We start from the raw sequence: 18,751 nt of genomic DNA, 5'->3' as shown, positions 1-18,751 counted from the left end.
TGAACGGAAAGGGAAAAAACCGATGACCCGGTCTAACACGGGGCGAGAGAACATCGTAGCCCGGTAAGCATAGCGCTACCGGGCTTTTTCATATTACGCCAGCGCCTTAGCAATCTTCTCGTACAGATCGCCAGACAAGTTTTCCAGCCCTTTTAACTGCTCGAGCGCGGCGCGCATTTTCGCCTGGCGTTTCGCATCGTAGCGTTTCAGACGAATCAGCGGCTCAATCAGACGTGAGGCCACCTGCGGGTTACGGCTATTCAGTTCAGTCAGCATTTCAACCATGAACTGGTAGCCACTGCCATCTTCAGCATGGAACGCCGCCGGGTTGCTGCTGGCAAATGCACCAATCAGCGAACGAACACGGTTCGGGTTGCTCATGGTAAAGGAGCGGTGCGTCAGTAATCCACGCACAGTTTTCAACACATCCGCAGACGGGCTGGTGGATTGCAAAATGAACCACTTATCCATAACCAGACCATCCTGATGCCATTTGTCGTCATACTCTTGCATCAACGCATCACGACACGGCAGTTCAGCGGCAACGCTTGCGGCAAGCGCAGCGAGCGCATCCGTCATGTTGTCAGCCTGGTGATACTGCGTACTAACCAGCGTGTCGGCCAGTTCCACTTCGCCAAAGGCCAGATAGCGCAGGCAGGTATTACGCAGAGAGCGTTTGCCGATATCCGCATGTTCCACACGATACGCGTCAAGCTTGTTGGCGTTGTATATGGCCAGGAACTCATCCGCCAGCTCGGTTGCCAGTGTGCGGGTTAGCGCTTCGCGCACCGCCACGATAGCAATTGGATCGATGATATCGAACAGTTCAGCAATCTCGCTTGCCGAAGGTAGCGTCAGAATTTCTGCGGCCAACGCGGGGTCGATCGCTTCATCAAGCAGGATCGCGCGGAACGCATCAGCCACGTGAACCGGCAGAGACAGCGGTTGTCCTTGCTGATGACGATTAACGTTCAGCTTGATGTAGGTTGCCAGCAGGCTTTGTGCGGCATCCCAGCGAGAGAAGTCATTACGCGCATGACGCATCAGGAACGTGAGCTGCTGATCGCTCCATTTGTATTCCAGCTTCACTGGCGCAGAGAATTCACACAGCAGAGCAGGAACCGGCTGGAAGTAGACGTTATCGAAGATGAACGTCTGCTCGGCCTGCGTGACGTTCAGCACATGATGTACCGGGTGACCGCCTTTTTGCAGTGGGATCACTTTTCCTTCGTTATCATACAGTTCAATACTGAACGGAATATGCAGAGGATGTTTTTCTTCCTGCTCAGCCGTCGGTGGTGTGCGCTGGCTGATGGTCAGGGTGTACTGCTCCGTTTCCGGGTTGTAATCGTCTTTGACCGTGACAACCGGCGTACCAGCCTGGCTGTACCAGCGACGGAAATGGGACAGGTCGACGTTAGAGGCGTCTTCCATTGCCTGCACAAAATCATCACAGGTGGCCGCACTGCCATCATGACGTTCAAAGTAAAGCTGCATCCCCTTCTGGAAGTTTTCTTCACCGAGCAGCGTATGGATCATGCGAATGATTTCAGCACCTTTCTCATACACCGTCAGGGTGTAGAAATTGTTCATTTCAATCACTTTATCCGGACGGATCGGATGTGCCATTGGGCTGGCATCTTCCGCAAACTGCAGACCACGCATCGTACGCACGTTGTTGATACGGTTAACCGCGCGCGAACCCAGATCGGAGCTGAACTCCTGATCGCGGAAGACCGTTAAGCCCTCTTTGAGGCTCAACTGGAACCAGTCACGACAGGTCACACGGTTACCTGTCCAGTTATGGAAATACTCGTGACCAATAACGCGCTCAATATCGAGGTAATCTTTATCGGTTGCGGTATCAGTTCGCGCCAGTACGTATTTGGAGTTAAAGACGTTGAGGCCTTTGTTCTCCATTGCGCCCATGTTGAAGAAGTCGACTGCAACGATCATATAAATGTCGAGATCGTATTCAAGACCAAAGCGCTCTTCATCCCACTTCATCGAATTGATAAGGGAGGTCATTGCCCACGGAGCACGGTCAAGGTTGCCACGGTCAACAAACAGCTCCAGCGCGACTTCACGACCTGAACGGGTTTTGAAGGTATCGCGCAGTACATCAAAGTCACCCGCGACCAGCGCAAACAGATAGCACGGTTTCGGGAACGGATCCTGCCACTGCACCCAATGACGGCCATTTTCCAGCTCGCCTTCACCTACACGGTTGCCGTTAGAGAGCAGGAATGGGTAGAGGGCCTTATCAGCGATAATTCTGGTGGTGAAACGAGCCAGAACATCCGGACGATCGAGATACCAGGTGATGTGACGAAAACCTTCCGCTTCGCACTGGGTGCAAAGCGCAACACCAGAGAGGTAAAGCCCTTCCAACGCGGTATTAGCCGCAGGACTAATTTCGTTCACGATGCGCAGCGTGAAGTGTTCAGGCAGGCTGTTAATGACCAGTTGGTTGCCTTCTTCTTTATAGTCAGACCACACTTCATCATTAATATGCACGGAGACCAGCGTCAGGTCTTCACCATCAAGACGCAGCGGTACTGCAGTCGCGCTCTGGCGCGATACCTGGCTCACCGCCGTCACAACGGTTTTAGTGGCATCCAGGTCAAAAGTCAGATCGATATCGCTAATCAGGTAATCCGGCGCACGATAGTCGTGGCGGTATTTGGCTTGTGGCTGTTGTGTCATAGAAAACCTTATGCATCGTTTGTCGAATAACGAATCCAGTCTATTCCTGTTGTGTAGATCGCGCTATGCAGAATGTTCATCTTTTCAGTTACAAACACCTTTTTCGCTACATTTGTATAACACGCGGCACAAAATGCCCTCGACCATAACGTGAGCTTATGTTGTGATCGGGGTTCAATAAATCGCTAAACAAGGTATACTCCAGCGGTTTCTGTAGTTGTTTATTGTACTAAACGCTCCTGTGAGAGGATGCTACTGCGCACCTATGACTCAATTCGCTTCTCCGGTTCTGCATACGTTGCTGGATACCGATGCGTATAAACTGCATATGCAGCAAGCCGTTTTTCACCACTATTACGATGTCCATGTCGCGGCTGAGTTTCGCTGCCGGGGTGATGACTTGCTGGGTATCTACGCAGATTCCATCCGCGAACAGGTCGATGCTATGCGGCATCTGACGCTGCAAGACGATGAATATCAGTGGCTTTCAGGGCTACCTTTCTTTAAACAAGACTACCTGAACTGGCTACGTGATTTCCGCTATAACCCGGAACAAGTGACCGTTACCAACAACAACGGTAAGCTGCATATCCGCCTGGAAGGTCCGTGGCGCGAAGTGATCATGTGGGAAGTCCCGCTTCTGGCGGTCATTAGCGAACTGGTTCACCGCTACCGCTCACCGGAAACCGGTGTCGAACAGGCCGTAGCGTCACTGGAACATAAACTGGCCGAATTTACTCAGTTGACCGAAACACTGGATATGTCTCACTTCCGGTTGATGGACTTTGGCACGCGCCGTCGTTTCTCCCGCGAAGTACAGCAGGCCATTGTTGAGCGCCTGCAAAAAGAGTCCTGGTTTGTCGGCACGAGTAACTATGATCTGGCCCGTCGTCTGGATCTGACCCCGATGGGCACTCAGGCTCACGAGTGGTTCCAGGCGCATCAACAAATCAGCCCCGACCTGGCAACCAGCCAGCGTGCGGCTCTGGCCGCCTGGCTCGATGAATATCCAGATCAGCTCGGTATCGCACTGACTGACTGCATTACCATGGATGCCTTCCTGCGTGACTTTGGGCCCGAATTCGCCACACGCTATCAGGGATTACGTCATGATTCAGGGGATCCAGGAGAATGGGGTGAGAAAGCTATCGCGCACTATGAAAAACTGGGTATCGATCCGCTGAGCAAAGTGCTGGTCTTCTCTGACAACCTTGATCTGCCGAAAGCTGTCGATCTCTATCGCCAGTTTTCCTCCAGAGTTAACCTGAGTTTTGGGATCGGGACACGACTGACCTGCGATATCCCTCAGGTGAAACCACTGAACATCGTCATAAAACTGGTGGAATGTAACGGTAAGCCGGTCGCGAAACTTTCTGACAGCCCAGGCAAAACCATCTGCCATGACAAAGCGTTTGTGCGTGCATTACGTAAAGCCTTCGATTTGCCGCAGGTTAAAAAAGCCAGTTAACCGCTTTCGGGAGCCTGACCAGCTCCCTCCTTCCTATTTATTTCCGATTTCTTCTCTTTTGACTGCGAAATCTGCTTGTCTGACGGCGGATGCCAGGTAACATAGATATCCCCCCTATGAGGGCGGACAAGTGTTTATTTTTTCCGACTATTAACAGAGAGAATATTATGAGCGTTGTGCCTGTAGCCGACGTACTCCAGGGCCGTGTCGCCGTTGACCAAGAAGTCACCGTGCGCGGATGGGTGCGTACTCGCCGAGATTCTAAAGCTGGCATCTCCTTCCTTGCCGTCTATGACGGTTCCTGCTTTGATCCTGTACAGGCCGTCATTAATAATTCTCTGCCCAATTACAATGACGACGTCCTGCACCTGACTACCGGTTGCTCCGTTATCGTGACCGGTGTGGTGGTTGCTTCCCCGGGCCAGGGCCAAAGCTTCGAAATTCAGGCAACGGCAATTGAAGTCACCGGTTGGGTTGACGATCCAGATACCTATCCAATGGCAGCTAAACGCCACAGCATCGAATATCTGCGTGAAGTTGCGCACCTGCGTCCACGTACGAACCTGATCGGTGCTGTTGCCCGTGTTCGCCATACTCTGGCGCAGGCGCTGCATCGTTTCTTCGACGAGCAAGGCTATTTCTGGGTTTCGACTCCGCTTATTACCGCATCAGACACTGAAGGTGCAGGCGAGATGTTCCGTGTATCCACACTGGATATGGAAAACCTGCCGCGCACGCCAGAAGGCAAAGTGGATTATGACAAAGACTTCTTTGGTAAAGAGGCCTTCCTGACCGTATCCGGCCAGCTTAACGGTGAAACTTACGCCTGTGCGCTGTCAAAAGTTTATACTTTTGGTCCAACGTTCCGTGCGGAAAACTCCAACACCAGTCGTCACCTTGCTGAGTTCTGGATGCTGGAGCCTGAAGTTGCCTTCGCTAATCTGAACGATGTGGCAGGTCTGGCGGAAGCAATGCTGAAATACGTGTTTAAAACTGTGCTTGAAGAACGTGCCGACGACATGAAATTCTTCGCCGAGCGTGTAGACAGCGATGCGATTGCTCGTCTTGAGCGTTTCGTCTCTGCTGACTTTGCACAAGTGGACTACACCGATGCGGTGGCGATCCTCGAAAAATGCGGTGAGAAATTCGAGAACCCGGTTTACTGGGGTGTTGATCTCTCTTCTGAGCATGAACGCTACCTGGCTGAGAAACACTTTAAAGCACCAGTTGTCGTGAAAAACTACCCGAAAGACATTAAGGCCTTCTATATGCGCCTTAACGAAGACGGTAAAACCGTTGCCGCGATGGACGTACTTGCCCCTGGTATTGGCGAAATCATCGGGGGTTCTCAGCGTGAAGAGCGTCTGGACGTACTTGACGCCCGTATGGAAGAGATGGGGTTAAACCCAGCCGACTACAGCTGGTATCGTGATCTACGCCGTTACGGCACGGTCCCACATTCCGGTTTTGGTTTGGGCTTCGAACGTCTGATCGCTTATGTCACCGGTGTTCAGAACGTGCGTGATGTTATTCCATTCCCACGTACACCACGTAACGCAAGCTTCTAATCCACATAATTCATAATGGCCAGCATCTGCTGGCCATTATTTTATTCTGCATTGTCAGCTTTCGTCAGTTCAAAGTCAGCATCTTTAAACTACAACCCCGTCATAACCACTACCTGTTACGTTTTGTTTCCACGAAATATCTACGAACAAAAAATAAACCGCACCTTTATTGCACCTAATACAAATCTTAAGCTTTAGCACAAATTTCAACCAACAAAACAGGTGTCTGGAAGTCTGAACGCCAACATAAGAAAAAATGAGCTGTTTAACTTCTGTTTATATGAAATGCCTTTATCGAAATTAAATATAAGCAATTCATATATATAGGAATGGGTTAGCGTTTTAATTCGCCAATCAGTTCTGAAATATGAGATGGTTCACAAAGTTCCTCAAAATACACAAACTCTTACACATTATTTCTTTTTGTTACCCAATCTTTATCTTTGTAGCACTTTCAGGCTAGCGAAACGGTTATATGAATGGAAAGATGCCTGTCAGATACATAAAGACACCAAACTCTCATCAATAGTTCCGGAAATATTTATTGACAGAATTTATTGGCGGCAGTGGCGAGTGTCATAAAAAAAAACCAATGAGGGTAATAAATGATGATGAAGCGCAATATTCTGGCAGTGGTAACCCTGCTCTGCTGGTAGCCGGTGCAGCTAACGCTGCAGAAATCTATAACAAAAGCGGCAACAAACTGGACTTCTACGGCAAAGTTAACGCCGAGCACGACTTCGTGACGTCTGGTGAAGAAACCAACAACAACGACGCAACTTATGCGCAGATCGGTTTCAAAGGCGAAACTCAGATCAACGACCAACTGACCGGTTACGGTCAATGGGAATACCGTTTTGCAGCTAACCAGGCTGAAGGTGGCAACCAGACTAACAAAAACCGTCTGGCATTTGCAGGTCTGAAAGCTGGCGACGCTGGTAGCATCGACTACGGTCGTAACTACGGTATCGTATACGACGTAGAATCTTACACCGATATGGCTCCGTCCTTCTCCGGTATGACCTGGGGCGGTAACTACGTTGATAACTTTATGACCAGCCGTAGCACCGGCCTGCTGACCTACCGTAACAGCGATTTCTTCGGTCTGGTTGATGGTCTGAGCCTGGGCGTACAGTATCAGGGCAAAAACGACCGCTCTGACGTTAAAACCGCTAACGGTGACGGTGTAGGTTACTCTCTGGGTTATGACTTCGGCGAAGGCTTCGGTGCAATCGCATCTTACAGCAACGCTAACCGTACTCTGGATCAGAAAAAAGACGGCGAAGGTGACAAAGCTGAAGCATGGGGTCTGGGTCTGAAATACGACGCAAACAACATCTACCTGGCAACCACCTATGCAGAAACCCGCAACACTACCCGTACCGGTAGCAGCGGTGATGCTGGTTTTGCTAACAAAACCCAGAACTTCGAAGTTGTTGCTCAGTACCAGTTCGACTTCGGCCTGCGTCCAGCAATCTCCTATGTTCAGACCAAAGGTAAAGACCTGGTTGGCGTGACCAACTCTAAAGGTACTTTCAAAGGTGGCGATGCAGATCTGGCTAAATTCATCCAGGTTGGCGCAACTTACTACTTCAACAAAAACTTCAACGTGTGGGCTGACTACTACATCAACCTGCTGGATAAAGACACTGCATACGCTGAAACCGTTGGCGGCCTGAACGGCAACGACGACATGGCTGCTGTTGGTGTGACGTACCAGTTCTAATCAGTACACCACTTTGTTATATGCTTAAAAAACAGGGCTTCGGCCCTGTTTTTTTATGTCTGAAAGCAAAAAATGGCGACTTTTGAAAAGGCGCACGCTTTTTGTCGCAAACGGTTGGCATTTTGTAAATCTACCGTTAACCTGATAGCGGATTTCACTTCTGTAATCACAATGGAACTTCGTCATGTTTGAGAACATTACCGCCGCCCCTGCCGACCCTATTCTGGGCCTGGCCGATCTGTTTCGTGCCGATGACCGCCCTGGAAAAATCAACCTCGGTATTGGTGTATATAAAGATGAAACCGGCAAAACACCGGTACTGACCAGCGTTAAAAAAGCTGAGCAGTATTTGCTGGAAAATGAAACCACCAAGAACTACCTCGGTATCGACGGTATCCCGGAATTTGGTCGTTGTACTCAGGAGTTGCTGTTCGGAAAAGGCAGCGCGATCATTAGCGATAAACGCGCCCGCACAGCGCAAACCCCTGGCGGTACTGGCGCGCTGCGTGTTGCGGCGGATTTCCTTGCGAAAAACACCTCCGTTAAGCGCGTATGGGTAAGCAACCCAAGCTGGCCAAACCATAAAAGTGTCTTTAACTCTGCGGGCCTGGAAGTGTGTGAATACGCGTACTACGACGCATCCAAACACGCACTGGACTTCGACGGCCTGCTGGCGAGCCTGAACGACGCTCAGGCCGGAGACGTTGTTCTGTTCCACGGCTGCTGCCACAACCCAACAGGTATCGACCCAACGCTGGAACAGTGGGAAACCTTAGCCAAACTGTCCGTTGAAAAAGGCTGGCTGCCGCTGTTCGACTTCGCTTATCAGGGCTTTGCCCGTGGCCTGGAAGAAGATGCTGAAGGCCTGCGCGCCTTCGCTGCCGTGCATCAGGAACTGATTGTGGCAAGTTCGTACTCCAAGAACTTCGGTCTGTACAATGAGCGTGTTGGTGCTTGTACTCTGGTTGCCGCTGATGAGCAGACCGTTGATCGTGCGTTCAGCCAGATGAAATCCGTGATCCGCGCAAACTACTCCAACCCACCAGCACACGGTGCATCTGTCGTTGCCACTATTTTGAGCAATGATGCATTACGTGCTATCTGGGAACAGGAGCTGAATGATATGCGTCAACGCATTCAACGCATGCGCCTGCTGTTTGTAAGTACCCTGGCTGAGAAAGGTGCTGATCGCGACTTCAGCTTTATTATCAAACAGAACGGTATGTTCTCATTCAGCGGTCTGACGAAAGAACAGGTTCTGCGTCTGCGTGAAGAGTTTGGTGTTTACGCTGTCGCATCCGGCCGTGTTAACGTTGCAGGAATGACGCCGGACAACATGGCGCCGCTGTGCGAAGCCATTGTCGCCGTACTGTAAGTACGATATAAAAAAACAAAGCCCGCTGATGCGGGCTTTTTTAATGTGAGTTACCAGACAGGCATTTCATCCTGAAGGAACGGGTTATGTGTACGTTCATATCCCAGCGTCGACATTGGGCCATGACCCGGAATAAACGTGACATCATCACCTAACGGTAATAACTTCTGTTTAATCGACTGGATCAACTGGCCGTGGTCGCCACGCGGGAAGTCGCTGCGTCCTACGCCACCTTTGAAAATCACGTCACCGGAGATCAGCAAACGCGACTTATCATCAAAGAAGACGATATGTCCTGGCGTATGTCCCGGACAATGCAGTACCTGTAAGGCCACATTCCCTACGCTGACGTTCTCTCCTTCATTCAACCAACGATCGGGCGTCAAGGGAAGACACTCATCAAGACCAAACATGCGGCTTTGGGCCGGTAACCCCTGCAGCCAGAACTCATCTTCTTTTTCCGGGCCGATGATTGGCACACCGTAGTGTTGCGCCAGCTCCGCCGCTGCTCCGACATGATCAAGATGACCATGGGTCAGCAAGATTTGCATCAGCGTCACACCACTTGCGGCGACTTCTTGCTTGATTTTCTCGGCGTCACCACCGGGATCAACAAGCGCGGCCAGTTTGGTTTGTTCACACCAGATAAGCGAACAGTTCTGGGAGAACGCGGTAACCGGAATAATACGATAGTTCATACTGCTCCTGTGTTTTGTTATTACCAGTGCCGAACTGGCCCGGTATCAATATGCACAAAGTTGCTGCTGGGGTAATATCCTACACCACCTGCGCGCATAGATAACGCAGCTTTGCGAATATTGGCTAACGAAACACCTTCAATATGGAAATCCATCGCCTGCCCTTTCGTGTGGTAGCTTTTTTTGGCTACGCCACGGCTATGGGCACGCAGTTCATTATTGGTATCAATTGAACGATAACCGGAAACAAGCTGCACAGGCCTGCTGGTTCCAAGCAGTCCCTGGAGGCGGAAGAGTTGGTCAAATAATCCTGGATCGATGGTCTTTATTTTATTCGCGCGGAAGTCACGGAAAAAATGGTTTAGTTTTGCTAATTCATCCTGAATATAGCCTCTGCCATCGAAAAACTCCGCTTTGAGCGACTCTCCAGTGTGAAGATTGTTGAGCGTCAAAATACGCGGACGAGGTGTCGAGAGGGTGGCAAATGCTGGCGTAGGCAAGATGGCCGCCGCGCCAAGCGCAACACCACCTAACGCCAGCAGTTTGCGGCGATTAGCGTCAAATTTGTCCATGATAATCAGGTCTACAGGTCAATGTTATCGTATATATGCTTAGCGCACGAAGGGCACCTTAACTGGCAAAACAACCTGCGTCAAGGCGCCCGACCCCAGTAAATACGCGGCTTGTAGCCATATTGCTGCGTACTCACCATCACTTACGACAACCAATTTTCCCGAACTACTTCATTTACCTGATTAATTGTTCAGCTTTTGGCAAAATTTGTGCACCCGATCGCGCGGTGAGATCGTAATTGTAAATATCTGTACGATATTGCGTACGCCCATCTTCGCCAACAAACGCTGTGAGATAGTAAAGATTCACTGGAATGTTGTTCCGGATATTAACGTAGCGGGTATCACCCTGTTTTAATGCGTCTGAAATCCGTGTGTCATTCCAGCCAGCATCCTGTAGCAACATATTTGCCAGTTCTGAGGCTTTATTCACACGCACACAACCCGAGCTCAGTGCGCGAGTATCTTTCTGGAACAGGTTATGATTCGGCGTATCGTGCAGATAAATCGCATCTGAGCTCGGCATATTGAACTTATACCGACCAAGCGAGTTATGTTCACCCGGAGCTTGCTGGAAACGGAACGGTAAATTCGACGGGGTAATCGTCGCCCAGTCAACCTGATACGGATCGATCGCCTCTTTGCTGTTCCAGCCACGCATCACTGTGTAACCATGACGCTCCAGATAACCGGGGTCGTTCCATACTTTTGGCAAAATATCTTTGCGTGCCAGCGTCGGCGGAACGTTCCATGGAGGGTTAACCACCACATTATTCATGGCGCTACTCATCATTGGCGTTTTACGATCTGGGCGACCGACGATAACGCGTGATGCCAGTACTTCACTGCCATTCTGATAATAGACCAGCGAGTATGCCGGGATATTCACCATGATACCGGTCGACAACGTACCCGGCAGCAGTCGTAGACGCTGGATATTTAAGGCCAGCACGCCTGCTCGCTGTGCGGGTGTAACATTCAACCAGTCACGCGTTGACTGCCCGATAACACCGTCCGCCCCCAGTCCTTGCGCCGTCTGGAACTGCTTAACCGCGGCCACCAGCTCACGATCGTAGGAAGCAGGTTTGTCACTGATCGCCAGCGTCTTCTTCTCTTTTACAGGAGCAGAAGGGCTCACGACCACACTTTGCAGGTCATCGCCAGGAAGCGCGATTTTAGGCCCTCCATCCAGTATGCCGGAACGTTTGAGGATCTCACGCAGAGCAGGAACATCACTGCTCCACTGACCAGGACGCAGCGATCCTGCTGCGCGTAATTGCGGCCACGGGCGAGTATCCGAAACCAGCGCGAGCAGTGATTGGTGCATCGCGCCATACTGCGGATGTGCGGGCGCCAGGCTTGTAATAAAACGCGGCAAATCACCGTTATCCAGAGACAATTGCCACTGGTTAATCACCGAGAGCGCGGGGGTTGCCAGTTTGTAAGGCTTGTCGCTGTACAACCAGCGGTTGCCATTAACCGGGATGCCTGCGACGAACTGGAGATAACCCATCATGGCATCAGAAAGCACCACATCGCGTGCCTGCCCTGTCACTGTCGGATCGGTAAGCAATTCAACCCAGGTTGTAAACTGTGGCTGGAATCCGGCAATAGCGACTTCTGCCAGTTGCTGCTGGAAAGCACGCACAGCATCGCGATTTTCCCACATCGGTTTCATATCGCGCGCAGCATACAGCAGCGTCAATTGATTAATGTACGCAGGCGTGTAACCGGATGGCAGCCCGGATTGCAGCTGTTGACGGAGTGTTTCCGTGTTGATGCCTTCAGGCAATGGCTTAATGCCCGCCATAATGGCCGTGGCTGGAGACTGATCCAACGGTTGCGACAGCGACGTTGGCTGTGCCCCCGTTGTTGCGGAACTGTCAGTCGGAACAATTTCAGGCTCATCGGCCTGCACAGTAAACAGTGGAGCAAACATCACTGCCAGGCACAAACTCAGCGCCGACAGTTGACGACCACGCATTTTCTTTAGCAACATCCCTTGCCCCCTGTTTTCTTTACGACATGCCCATCACTCTGGGGCTTTACTTCATTATAGAAAGGCGCAGACGCTGTTGCCTTACCTTATGTAAAGAAGTTTAAAGATAACGCAGCCGTAAACACAAGTTAAGTGAATAAAAAAAGCGGCGCTGTTGCGCCGCTCTGTGTAACAAAATGCTTTACGAAGCGTCAGCCGTGCCAGGTAACGACTCCGGAGGTTGCGGCGCAAAACCTCGCAGGCCAACCACGTGGACGTGTTCACTGTTCTGGTAAACTTTACGCACCAGCTTATAGGTGGTCCCTTTTTCCGGACTGATGTTCTCCGGCGCTGCAATGATCAACTGCATATCGAGACGATCGCAAAGCTCAAACAGCGTGGCAATGGAGCGAGCATCAAGACGAGCGGCTTCATCAAGGAACAACAAACGGCATGGAGAGATATCTTTTCCGCGCAAACGGCGTGCTTCATCTTCCCAGCTCTGTACCACCATCACCAGAATCGACATCCCTGTACCGATCGCCTCACCGGTTGACAAAGCGCCAGATTCCGCACGCAGCCAGCCATCCGAACCACGGTTAACCTCAACTTCCATTTCCAGATAGTTACGGTAATCCAGCAGCTCTTCACCGATGGTTTGCGGTGTACGTTGTCCCATATCAATCTGTGGATTCAGTCGTTGATACAGTTTTGCCAGCGCTTCAGAGAAGGTCAGACGGTTGCTGTTGAACAGATCCTGATGCTGTTCATGTTGCTCAGACAGCACCTCCAGCAGCGTGGAGTGCGCTTCACGCACATTCACGTTCAGACGCACGCTGTTAACCTGGCCAAAGGATACGCTTTGCAGACCCTGGTTCAGTTGGCGAATACGGTTCTGTTCACGCTGAATGGTTTTACGAATGATGTTCGCCACGCTACGTGAACTGATCGCCAGCTTCTGCTCGCGCGAGGTCAGCTCTTCCGTCAGACGACCCAGTTCGATTTCCATCTGTTCGATGGCCTCAACTGGATCGTCGGTACGGATTATGTCCTGACGGATACGTTCACGCAGGTGCTGGTAAACAGCCACGAAGAACTGAATTTTACGCTCAGGACGCTTCGGATCTTCCGACATACGCAGCACATCGCGCAGATGCTCGTTATCCGCTACGGCCAGACGCAACGCCCCCAGGGCCTTATCCGACATCGAACGCAGTTCATCCGCAGACAGATAGGCCAGTTCACGGCGATGCAGACGGCGTTCAACACCATTGTCTTTCACCATGCGCATCACGGCACACCAGCCCGCCTTTGCGGTCACGACTTGCTCACGCATTTCGTGATAATCACGTTCGAGCTTACGCAGACGCCGGGTCAGGTTATCCATTTCCGCTTCGCAGAAGGTCAGCGCTTTTTCCAGTTGGTTGCGGCGTGCCCGGTTATTGCTGAGTTGGCTATGCAGCTCATCACGACGGATCCGCGCCCTCTCCTCCGCACCACTGTCAGCACGCACACCGATATCCTGCAGCTCTTTATGCAGATCGTTCAGCAGCTCTTTCTTGGTATCAAACGAGCTTTTCAGCGAGGCCATTACCTGGCTGTACTGACTCAGTTGTGCGGCATGGCTGCGCATCGCCTCACGCGCACGAGTACGTTCAGCTTCAGCCTGCTCAAGACGCTGGCGCAGTTTCTCGTTCAAATCGCTGTTACCACTCAGCATGTCAGCTGAATCGGAATAACCGAAATGGGCACGACGCTGAACCACTTCTGTCAGGGCAAACGCCTGCTGGCGAGCATCACGCTGAACCTGTTGCGAATACGCGTAATCTTCTTTTAACTGTTCAAACTGTTCCGGGTCGCTTTGCAGGACAGAAAGCAGTGGCTCCAGTTTTGCCAGTTGATTACCGTGTTGCTGAACAAATCTCGCGGCTTCCTGAGCCTCGTCCAGACGTTCCTGAATTTCATCCACGCGATCGGCGAGCGTCTCATCCGCCAGCAGGTTCAGACGCGGCAGGATACGGTTGAGAGCAGCAACGCCCTCTTTTGCCTGCTCAAACTGCACGCGGCTTTGCTGGTTATCATTTTCATGATTGGCAATGGCACGTTCCAGCTCACCACGACGGGTGTTAAGTTTGCGAATTTCCGCTTCTGGATCAGCGTCAAATGCGACTGCCAGATGGCTACCGATAAAGCGGCTAAAGGCCTGGTGCAGACGCTGCGTTTTCTGGACGTCAAACGACAATGTTGCGAAACGTTCGGAAAGCGTTTCACGTTCGGCGTGAAGCGTCTCGATACGGTTTTCACGCGCCGCGCGGCCGAACAATGGCAGAGACGGGAAGCGGGAATAACGCCACTGGCGATCGGCGATTTTCACCACCACCGCTTTTTCCAGTTCGTCGACGCTAAATACGCTGTCATCGAACGACTGCGGATCGCCTTCGATCAGGTAGAGATCTTCAGGGCAATCTTCCAGCCCCTCAAGTTGATCGGCAATCAACGAGAGGTCCGGAACCACAATCGCGTTACGTGAAGGTCCATACAGCGCTGAGAAGTAAGGCGCATCATCCAGACCAACATCATCATAAATTTCAGACAACAGCACGCCGCCAAACCGCTCCGCCAGGGTATTCAGGCGCGCATCTTCTGCACCTCCCGGCTGGCTTAAGCGTTCAATTTCTTCGTCAACGTCACGTTTACGCGCACCGACTTCATCGCGCTCAACAATGGCTTCACGTTCACGCTCCAGCAATTGTTGCAGGTATTCAGTCACTTGCTGGCTTGATTCGAACTCTTCACCGCACTGCTCGCTGAGCTGATTCAGGCTGCTCTGCGCGGCCAGCCAGACAGGCGCACGCTGTAGCAAGGTTTGCGAACGCGACTGGAGTTGCTCCATCTCCTGGCGCAGAACCATACGCTGCTCGCTGGCGTTTGAAACACTATCGGACAGAGAAGCGATTCGCGCCTCCAGTTCCTGATGCAGGGTTTCGAGATCGTCAATATCGATCTGTTTCCCCTGGCGCTTGCAGAACTCTGCCAGTAAACGCTCAGCTTCTTGCTGTTCACGCAGGCGCTGTTCCAGTTCATTCAGACGCATACGCAGCGGCTGAACTTGCTCCGCCAAATGACGCTGGTTCACGCCATCCCTGAGCAATTCGCGAGCCACGTTCCAGGCCTCACTGCGCGCCAGAGGGCCATTAATGGCAACCACCAGCTGGTAAGCCTGTTCAAACTGGCTGTGTGCGGTTTGCGCCACACTCATTTTTTGGTCAAGAGAAAGCAGTTTTTCTGTCGCTTCCTGCTCTTTTGCCTGGAAAGTCTCCAGCCACTCCTCAGCACTATCAGGCGTTAAATCCGGAAGATGACACAGCTCTTTTGCGCGCTGCAATGCCTGCAGCGCCTGGGTGTACTGGATTGCACGCGTCTGCTGTACGTCCAGCGCCTGCTGGTAGTCAGCAAGCTGGTTCTTCAGCTCATCCACTTCCAGTTCAGCAGCTTCTGCACGCGCCTCGTTCTCTTCCTGCATGTCGGCAGCTTCAGCCACCACTTCATTTTGTTCTTCGAGGCGAATTTGCAGCTCATCAAGATCGGCTTCGTAGCGCTCGATTTTTTCCTGCTGCCGCAGTGCGGTCTGCACCAGATTCAGATGATCGCTGGCAGCCTGGTAGTCCGCCTCCAGATCACCTTCCGCACCATTCTGTTCGCCGAGTTCGCGTGCCATTTCGACGTGTTTATATTGTTCTGCCACCAGTTGTTTGCGGGAGGTAAACAGTTCACGACGGAACTCAAGCGCCTGATCCAGATGAATGCGGCGCTCGTTGGCGTGGCGCATATAGTCTGCGGCCACATAATTGGTGGCTTCACTGATCAGGTGTTTAAACAGGTCGCGATCAGATTGAGTGACCCGGATCGCTTCCAGCGTCATGCGGTTTTCACGCAGCGCCGCTTCCATGTCCTGGAAAGCCTTACGCACACCGCTATTCTCTGGCAGCAGATAGTCGCGCAATGAGCGGGTGATGGCACTGGAAATACCCCCGTAGAGGGACGCTTCAATCAGACGATAATATTTGCTACGGTCAGATGCGGTACGCAGACGACGCGCCACCACGCCCAGGTCAAACATCAGGGAGTGATAGTCAGTAATCGAGTTGAACTGCTTGAACTGCACACCTTCGATGGTTTCGAGCTTGTCTTTCAGCTCCTGTAGCGACAGTACACGCGCCTGGCGTTCATTCAGAGTTTCCGTTAACAATGCGGTTGGCTGAACCGAAGTTGGTAACCCCTGAATAGCAAACGGTTTGATGTCAACTTTACGATCGCGCCCCGCGACCTGCTGCAAGCGCACCCCGACAACCACACGCTGATGGCGGGAGTTGATCACATCCAACACGGAATAGCAGACGCCTGCTTTCAGTTTACCGTGCAGGCCTTTGTCGCGGGAACCGCTTGTCGCCCCCGCTTCGGTGGTATTACGGAAGTGCAACAGAGTCAGATCGGGGATCAACGCCGTAACGAATGCCGCCATGGTGGTGGATTTACCCGCACCGTTACCGCCGGAAAGCGTCGTGACCAGCTCATCCAGATCGAAGGTTCGGGCAAAGAAGCCGTTCCAGTTAATCAGCGTTAGTGAGCGAAATTTACCGCGTTCAATCATTACTCTTCCTCCCCGCTATCCGGCTGGTTGTCTTCATGCTCATCATTGAGCTGCAAATGGTTTTCCACCGGCATTGCTTCACCATCACGGATCATGCGCAGTTGCGCTTCACGCGCATCATCGCCTGCACGCACATCAGCGCCAAAGCGGAAGACTGATTCGGTGATGCGGAATTTGCTGCTGTCATGGCCCATAAACCAGACCATCCCCAGTCGGCGTAAGCGGTTCAGGGAAGAGCGAACTTTTTCCTGTAACTTCTGACGATCGAGATCCGATCCGGTTGAACGGTTGTTCACCAGCTTAAGCAGTTTGGATTCATCTGCCAGGCTTAACAGCTCATCGTAGAGTTCCTGCTGGGTGAAAATACCTTCATTTGCCAGACGCTCAGGGCTGAGATAGAGATAACAAAGTATTTTACCTACCATCATATCCAGTTCAGAGAGCACAGAACGTGGGATCAGCGTTGTGGAACGTGGGCGCAGGTAGAAAAAACCTTCCGGGGCACGAATCAACTCAACGTTATAACGCGCATAAAACTCTTCCAGATATTCCTGGAAATCCATCAAAAAGGCGTGATTATCCAGCTCGTCAAGGCCAATGTGACGACCGGCACGCAGCTGGCTGTCCAGCGCCGGAAACAACGGATTCGCCAGCGCCTGTGCCAGCTTCACTGGCATCACTTGTTCAATATTTGTCAATGACATGCGCCTGTACCTTGGCTCCGTAATCGTTAATCGGCTGCCACTTCGGCGGCAGGCCGGTGAAATCTGCTTGCGCTACGCCCAGGCGTACGGCCTGGTCGACAACAATACGTGCAATATCGAAATGACGCGCACGGGGATATTGCGCCAGATAGTCGCGCACCACGATGCCGAGATCCAGAGGCACTTGTCTGGATTTGTACACGGCCAATTGCTCTTCGATCATTGCTGCAAGTTGTTCACGAATTTCGTTGAACTCTTCATATTCCAGGTCCGGTGGTAGCTCACCCGTCACCTCTTCATCACGCAACGTCATCTCTTCGTCGCGCATATCCAGCAGGCGATCGGCATTCGCGTAGGTCAGCGCCCACGGCGCATCAAAATAACTCTGCACAGACTGGCGAAGGCGCTGAGCAAACACGCGGTTTTTATCCATATCAATCGCCGTACGGATAAATTTGTGCACATGGCGGTCGTAGCCGATCCACAGATCAATAGACTGCTGTCCCCAACTGATAATGCGGTCGAGTTTACTTTGTAAATCAAAGACAAGCCTGTCGACAAAATGCAGATCGTCATGAGCCAGTGTGGCATCCTGAATACGTAACAGGTTGGCCTGCAGCTTATCTCCTGCAGCCTCCAGCGTATCTTGCAGTTCACGTAACGTACCGGACGTTTCTGACAGTAAAAGTTCACAGCTAGAAATGGCTGCGCGCCAGTCCTTATTCAGCAACTGAGCAATATCATCTTTTACCTGCTGCTGCTGCTCGTCCATCAGACGCTGAGTCAGATCGATACTGTCGAAGATTTCCGCCACCGAGTACTTAAGGGGTGCATAGACGTTACGATGCCAATGGAATTCATCACCGTTTTCATCTGCTGCGTCGGCAGCTCGCTTCAACTCACCCGCCACGATAGATAGCTGCATAGACAAGCGCAGCGTAGAGAATTCACGTTGGCGGATATAGTAATCAGTGATCCCAATGCCCAGTGGTGTCAGGCGATAAATGGCGTTTCCTTCCGCCTGTTCGCTGGTAAAGCGGTTCAGCAGACGTTGACGCACCATCTCGTTGATTGCGTTGTTGGCACGCACGCTAATGGTTTCGCTGGTTTGCTCAAACGCATCACTGACATGGCGGAACGCGTCCACCAGTTCACCCTCGCTCATCTCTCCATCCAGACGCTCACCGTTCAGCGTCGCTACCGCCAGCAAGAAAGAGAGGCGATCGACGGGCAGCGAAATAGAGAAATCATTTTTCCTGGCCCAGGCAACCAGTTCGGGGACTGTCTGGGAAAACTCACTCATAG

At 51.8% G+C, this 18,751-nt stretch carries 10 protein-coding genes and 1 pseudogene; 4 read left to right on the top strand and 7 right to left on the bottom strand.

Going from position 1 to position 18,751, the window contains the following annotated elements; all coding sequences use genetic code 11:
- Nucleotides 1-93: 93 nt before the first annotated feature.
- Nucleotides 94-2,706: an aminopeptidase N gene (gene pepN, locus GF617_RS08230; RefSeq protein ID WP_181622921.1), complete on the bottom strand. Its 2,613-nt coding sequence runs from the start codon at nt 2,704-2,706 to the stop codon at nt 94-96.
- Between the two features lie 265 nt (nt 2,707-2,971).
- On the opposite strand from pepN, the gene pncB reads away from it, so the two are divergent.
- The 4 genes and pseudogenes from pncB (at nt 2,972) to GF617_RS08210 (ending at nt 8,843) form a co-directional block, all read left to right on the top strand.
- Nucleotides 2,972-4,174: a nicotinate phosphoribosyltransferase gene (gene pncB, locus GF617_RS08225; RefSeq protein WP_181622920.1), complete on the top strand. Its 1,203-nt coding sequence runs from the start codon at nt 2,972-2,974 to the stop codon at nt 4,172-4,174.
- A 167-nt stretch (nt 4,175-4,341) separates the two neighbouring features.
- Nucleotides 4,342-5,742 carry an asparagine--tRNA ligase gene (asnS, locus tag GF617_RS08220; RefSeq protein WP_181622919.1) on the top strand — a complete coding sequence of 467 codons (1,401 nt, stop codon included), beginning with the start codon at nt 4,342-4,344 and terminating at the stop codon, nt 5,740-5,742.
- Nucleotides 5,743-6,350: 608 nt separating this feature from the next.
- A pseudogene (locus GF617_RS08215) lies at nt 6,351-7,468 on the top strand (porin).
- Between the two features lie 184 nt (nt 7,469-7,652).
- Nucleotides 7,653-8,843: an amino acid aminotransferase gene (locus GF617_RS08210; RefSeq protein WP_181622918.1), complete on the top strand. Its 1,191-nt coding sequence runs from the start codon at nt 7,653-7,655 to the stop codon at nt 8,841-8,843.
- 50 nt (nt 8,844-8,893) lie between these two features.
- On the opposite strand, the gene GF617_RS08205 is transcribed toward GF617_RS08210, so the two are convergent.
- The 6 genes from GF617_RS08205 to mukF all read right to left on the bottom strand — a co-directional run bounded on the left by GF617_RS08205 (nt 8,894) and on the right by mukF (nt 18,749).
- A complete protein-coding gene (locus GF617_RS08205) occupies nt 8,894-9,541 on the bottom strand; it encodes an MBL fold metallo-hydrolase (protein WP_181622917.1) in 648 nt (215 codons plus the stop codon).
- A 20-nt stretch (nt 9,542-9,561) separates the two neighbouring features.
- Nucleotides 9,562-10,113 (bottom strand): YcbK family protein, encoded by a 552-nt coding sequence (locus GF617_RS08200; RefSeq protein ID WP_181622916.1) that lies wholly within the window; start codon nt 10,111-10,113, stop codon nt 9,562-9,564.
- Nucleotides 10,114-10,288: 175 nt separating this feature from the next.
- Nucleotides 10,289-12,112, bottom strand: a complete 1,824-nt coding sequence (ldtD, locus tag GF617_RS08195) for a L,D-transpeptidase (RefSeq protein WP_203451477.1) — start codon at nt 12,110-12,112, stop codon at nt 10,289-10,291.
- 181 nt (nt 12,113-12,293) lie between these two features.
- Nucleotides 12,294-16,742 carry a chromosome partition protein MukB gene (gene mukB, locus GF617_RS08190; RefSeq protein WP_203451476.1) on the bottom strand — a complete coding sequence of 1,483 codons (4,449 nt, stop codon included), beginning with the start codon at nt 16,740-16,742 and terminating at the stop codon, nt 12,294-12,296.
- A complete protein-coding gene (gene mukE / locus GF617_RS08185) occupies nt 16,742-17,446 on the bottom strand; it encodes a chromosome partition protein MukE (protein WP_181622913.1) in 705 nt (234 codons plus the stop codon). The genes mukB and mukE overlap by 1 nt, the downstream gene beginning before the upstream one ends.
- Nucleotides 17,427-18,749, bottom strand: coding sequence for a chromosome partition protein MukF (mukF, locus tag GF617_RS08180; protein ID WP_181622912.1), 1,323 nt, complete (start codon nt 18,747-18,749; stop codon nt 17,427-17,429). Before mukF ends, mukE begins: the two co-directional genes overlap by 20 nt.
- Nucleotides 18,750-18,751 lie beyond the last annotated feature (2 nt).

The organism is Lelliottia sp. RWM.1 (genome assembly GCF_016859735.1).
Classification (GTDB): Bacteria; Pseudomonadota; Gammaproteobacteria; order Enterobacterales; family Enterobacteriaceae; genus Enterobacter.
Note: the sequence above shows the minus strand (reverse complement) of the source record. Positions and strands in the feature narration are given on the sequence as shown.

Coding starts and splice junctions, on each gene's coding strand:
- pepN (WP_181622921.1), bottom strand. CDS start 2,706: ATGACACAACAGCCACAAGCCAAATACCGCCACGACTATCGTGCGCCG.
- pncB (WP_181622920.1), top strand. CDS start 2,972: ATGACTCAATTCGCTTCTCCGGTTCTGCATACGTTGCTGGATACCGAT.
- asnS (WP_181622919.1), top strand. CDS start 4,342: ATGAGCGTTGTGCCTGTAGCCGACGTACTCCAGGGCCGTGTCGCCGTT.
- GF617_RS08210 (WP_181622918.1), top strand. CDS start 7,653: ATGTTTGAGAACATTACCGCCGCCCCTGCCGACCCTATTCTGGGCCTG.
- GF617_RS08205 (WP_181622917.1), bottom strand. CDS start 9,541: ATGAACTATCGTATTATTCCGGTTACCGCGTTCTCCCAGAACTGTTCG.
- GF617_RS08200 (WP_181622916.1), bottom strand. CDS start 10,113: ATGGACAAATTTGACGCTAATCGCCGCAAACTGCTGGCGTTAGGTGGT.
- ldtD (WP_203451477.1), bottom strand. CDS start 12,112: ATGTTGCTAAAGAAAATGCGTGGTCGTCAACTGTCGGCGCTGAGTTTG.
- mukB (WP_203451476.1), bottom strand. CDS start 16,742: ATGATTGAACGCGGTAAATTTCGCTCACTAACGCTGATTAACTGGAAC.
- mukE (WP_181622913.1), bottom strand. CDS start 17,446: ATGTCATTGACAAATATTGAACAAGTGATGCCAGTGAAGCTGGCACAG.
- mukF (WP_181622912.1), bottom strand. CDS start 18,749: ATGAGTGAGTTTTCCCAGACAGTCCCCGAACTGGTTGCCTGGGCCAGG.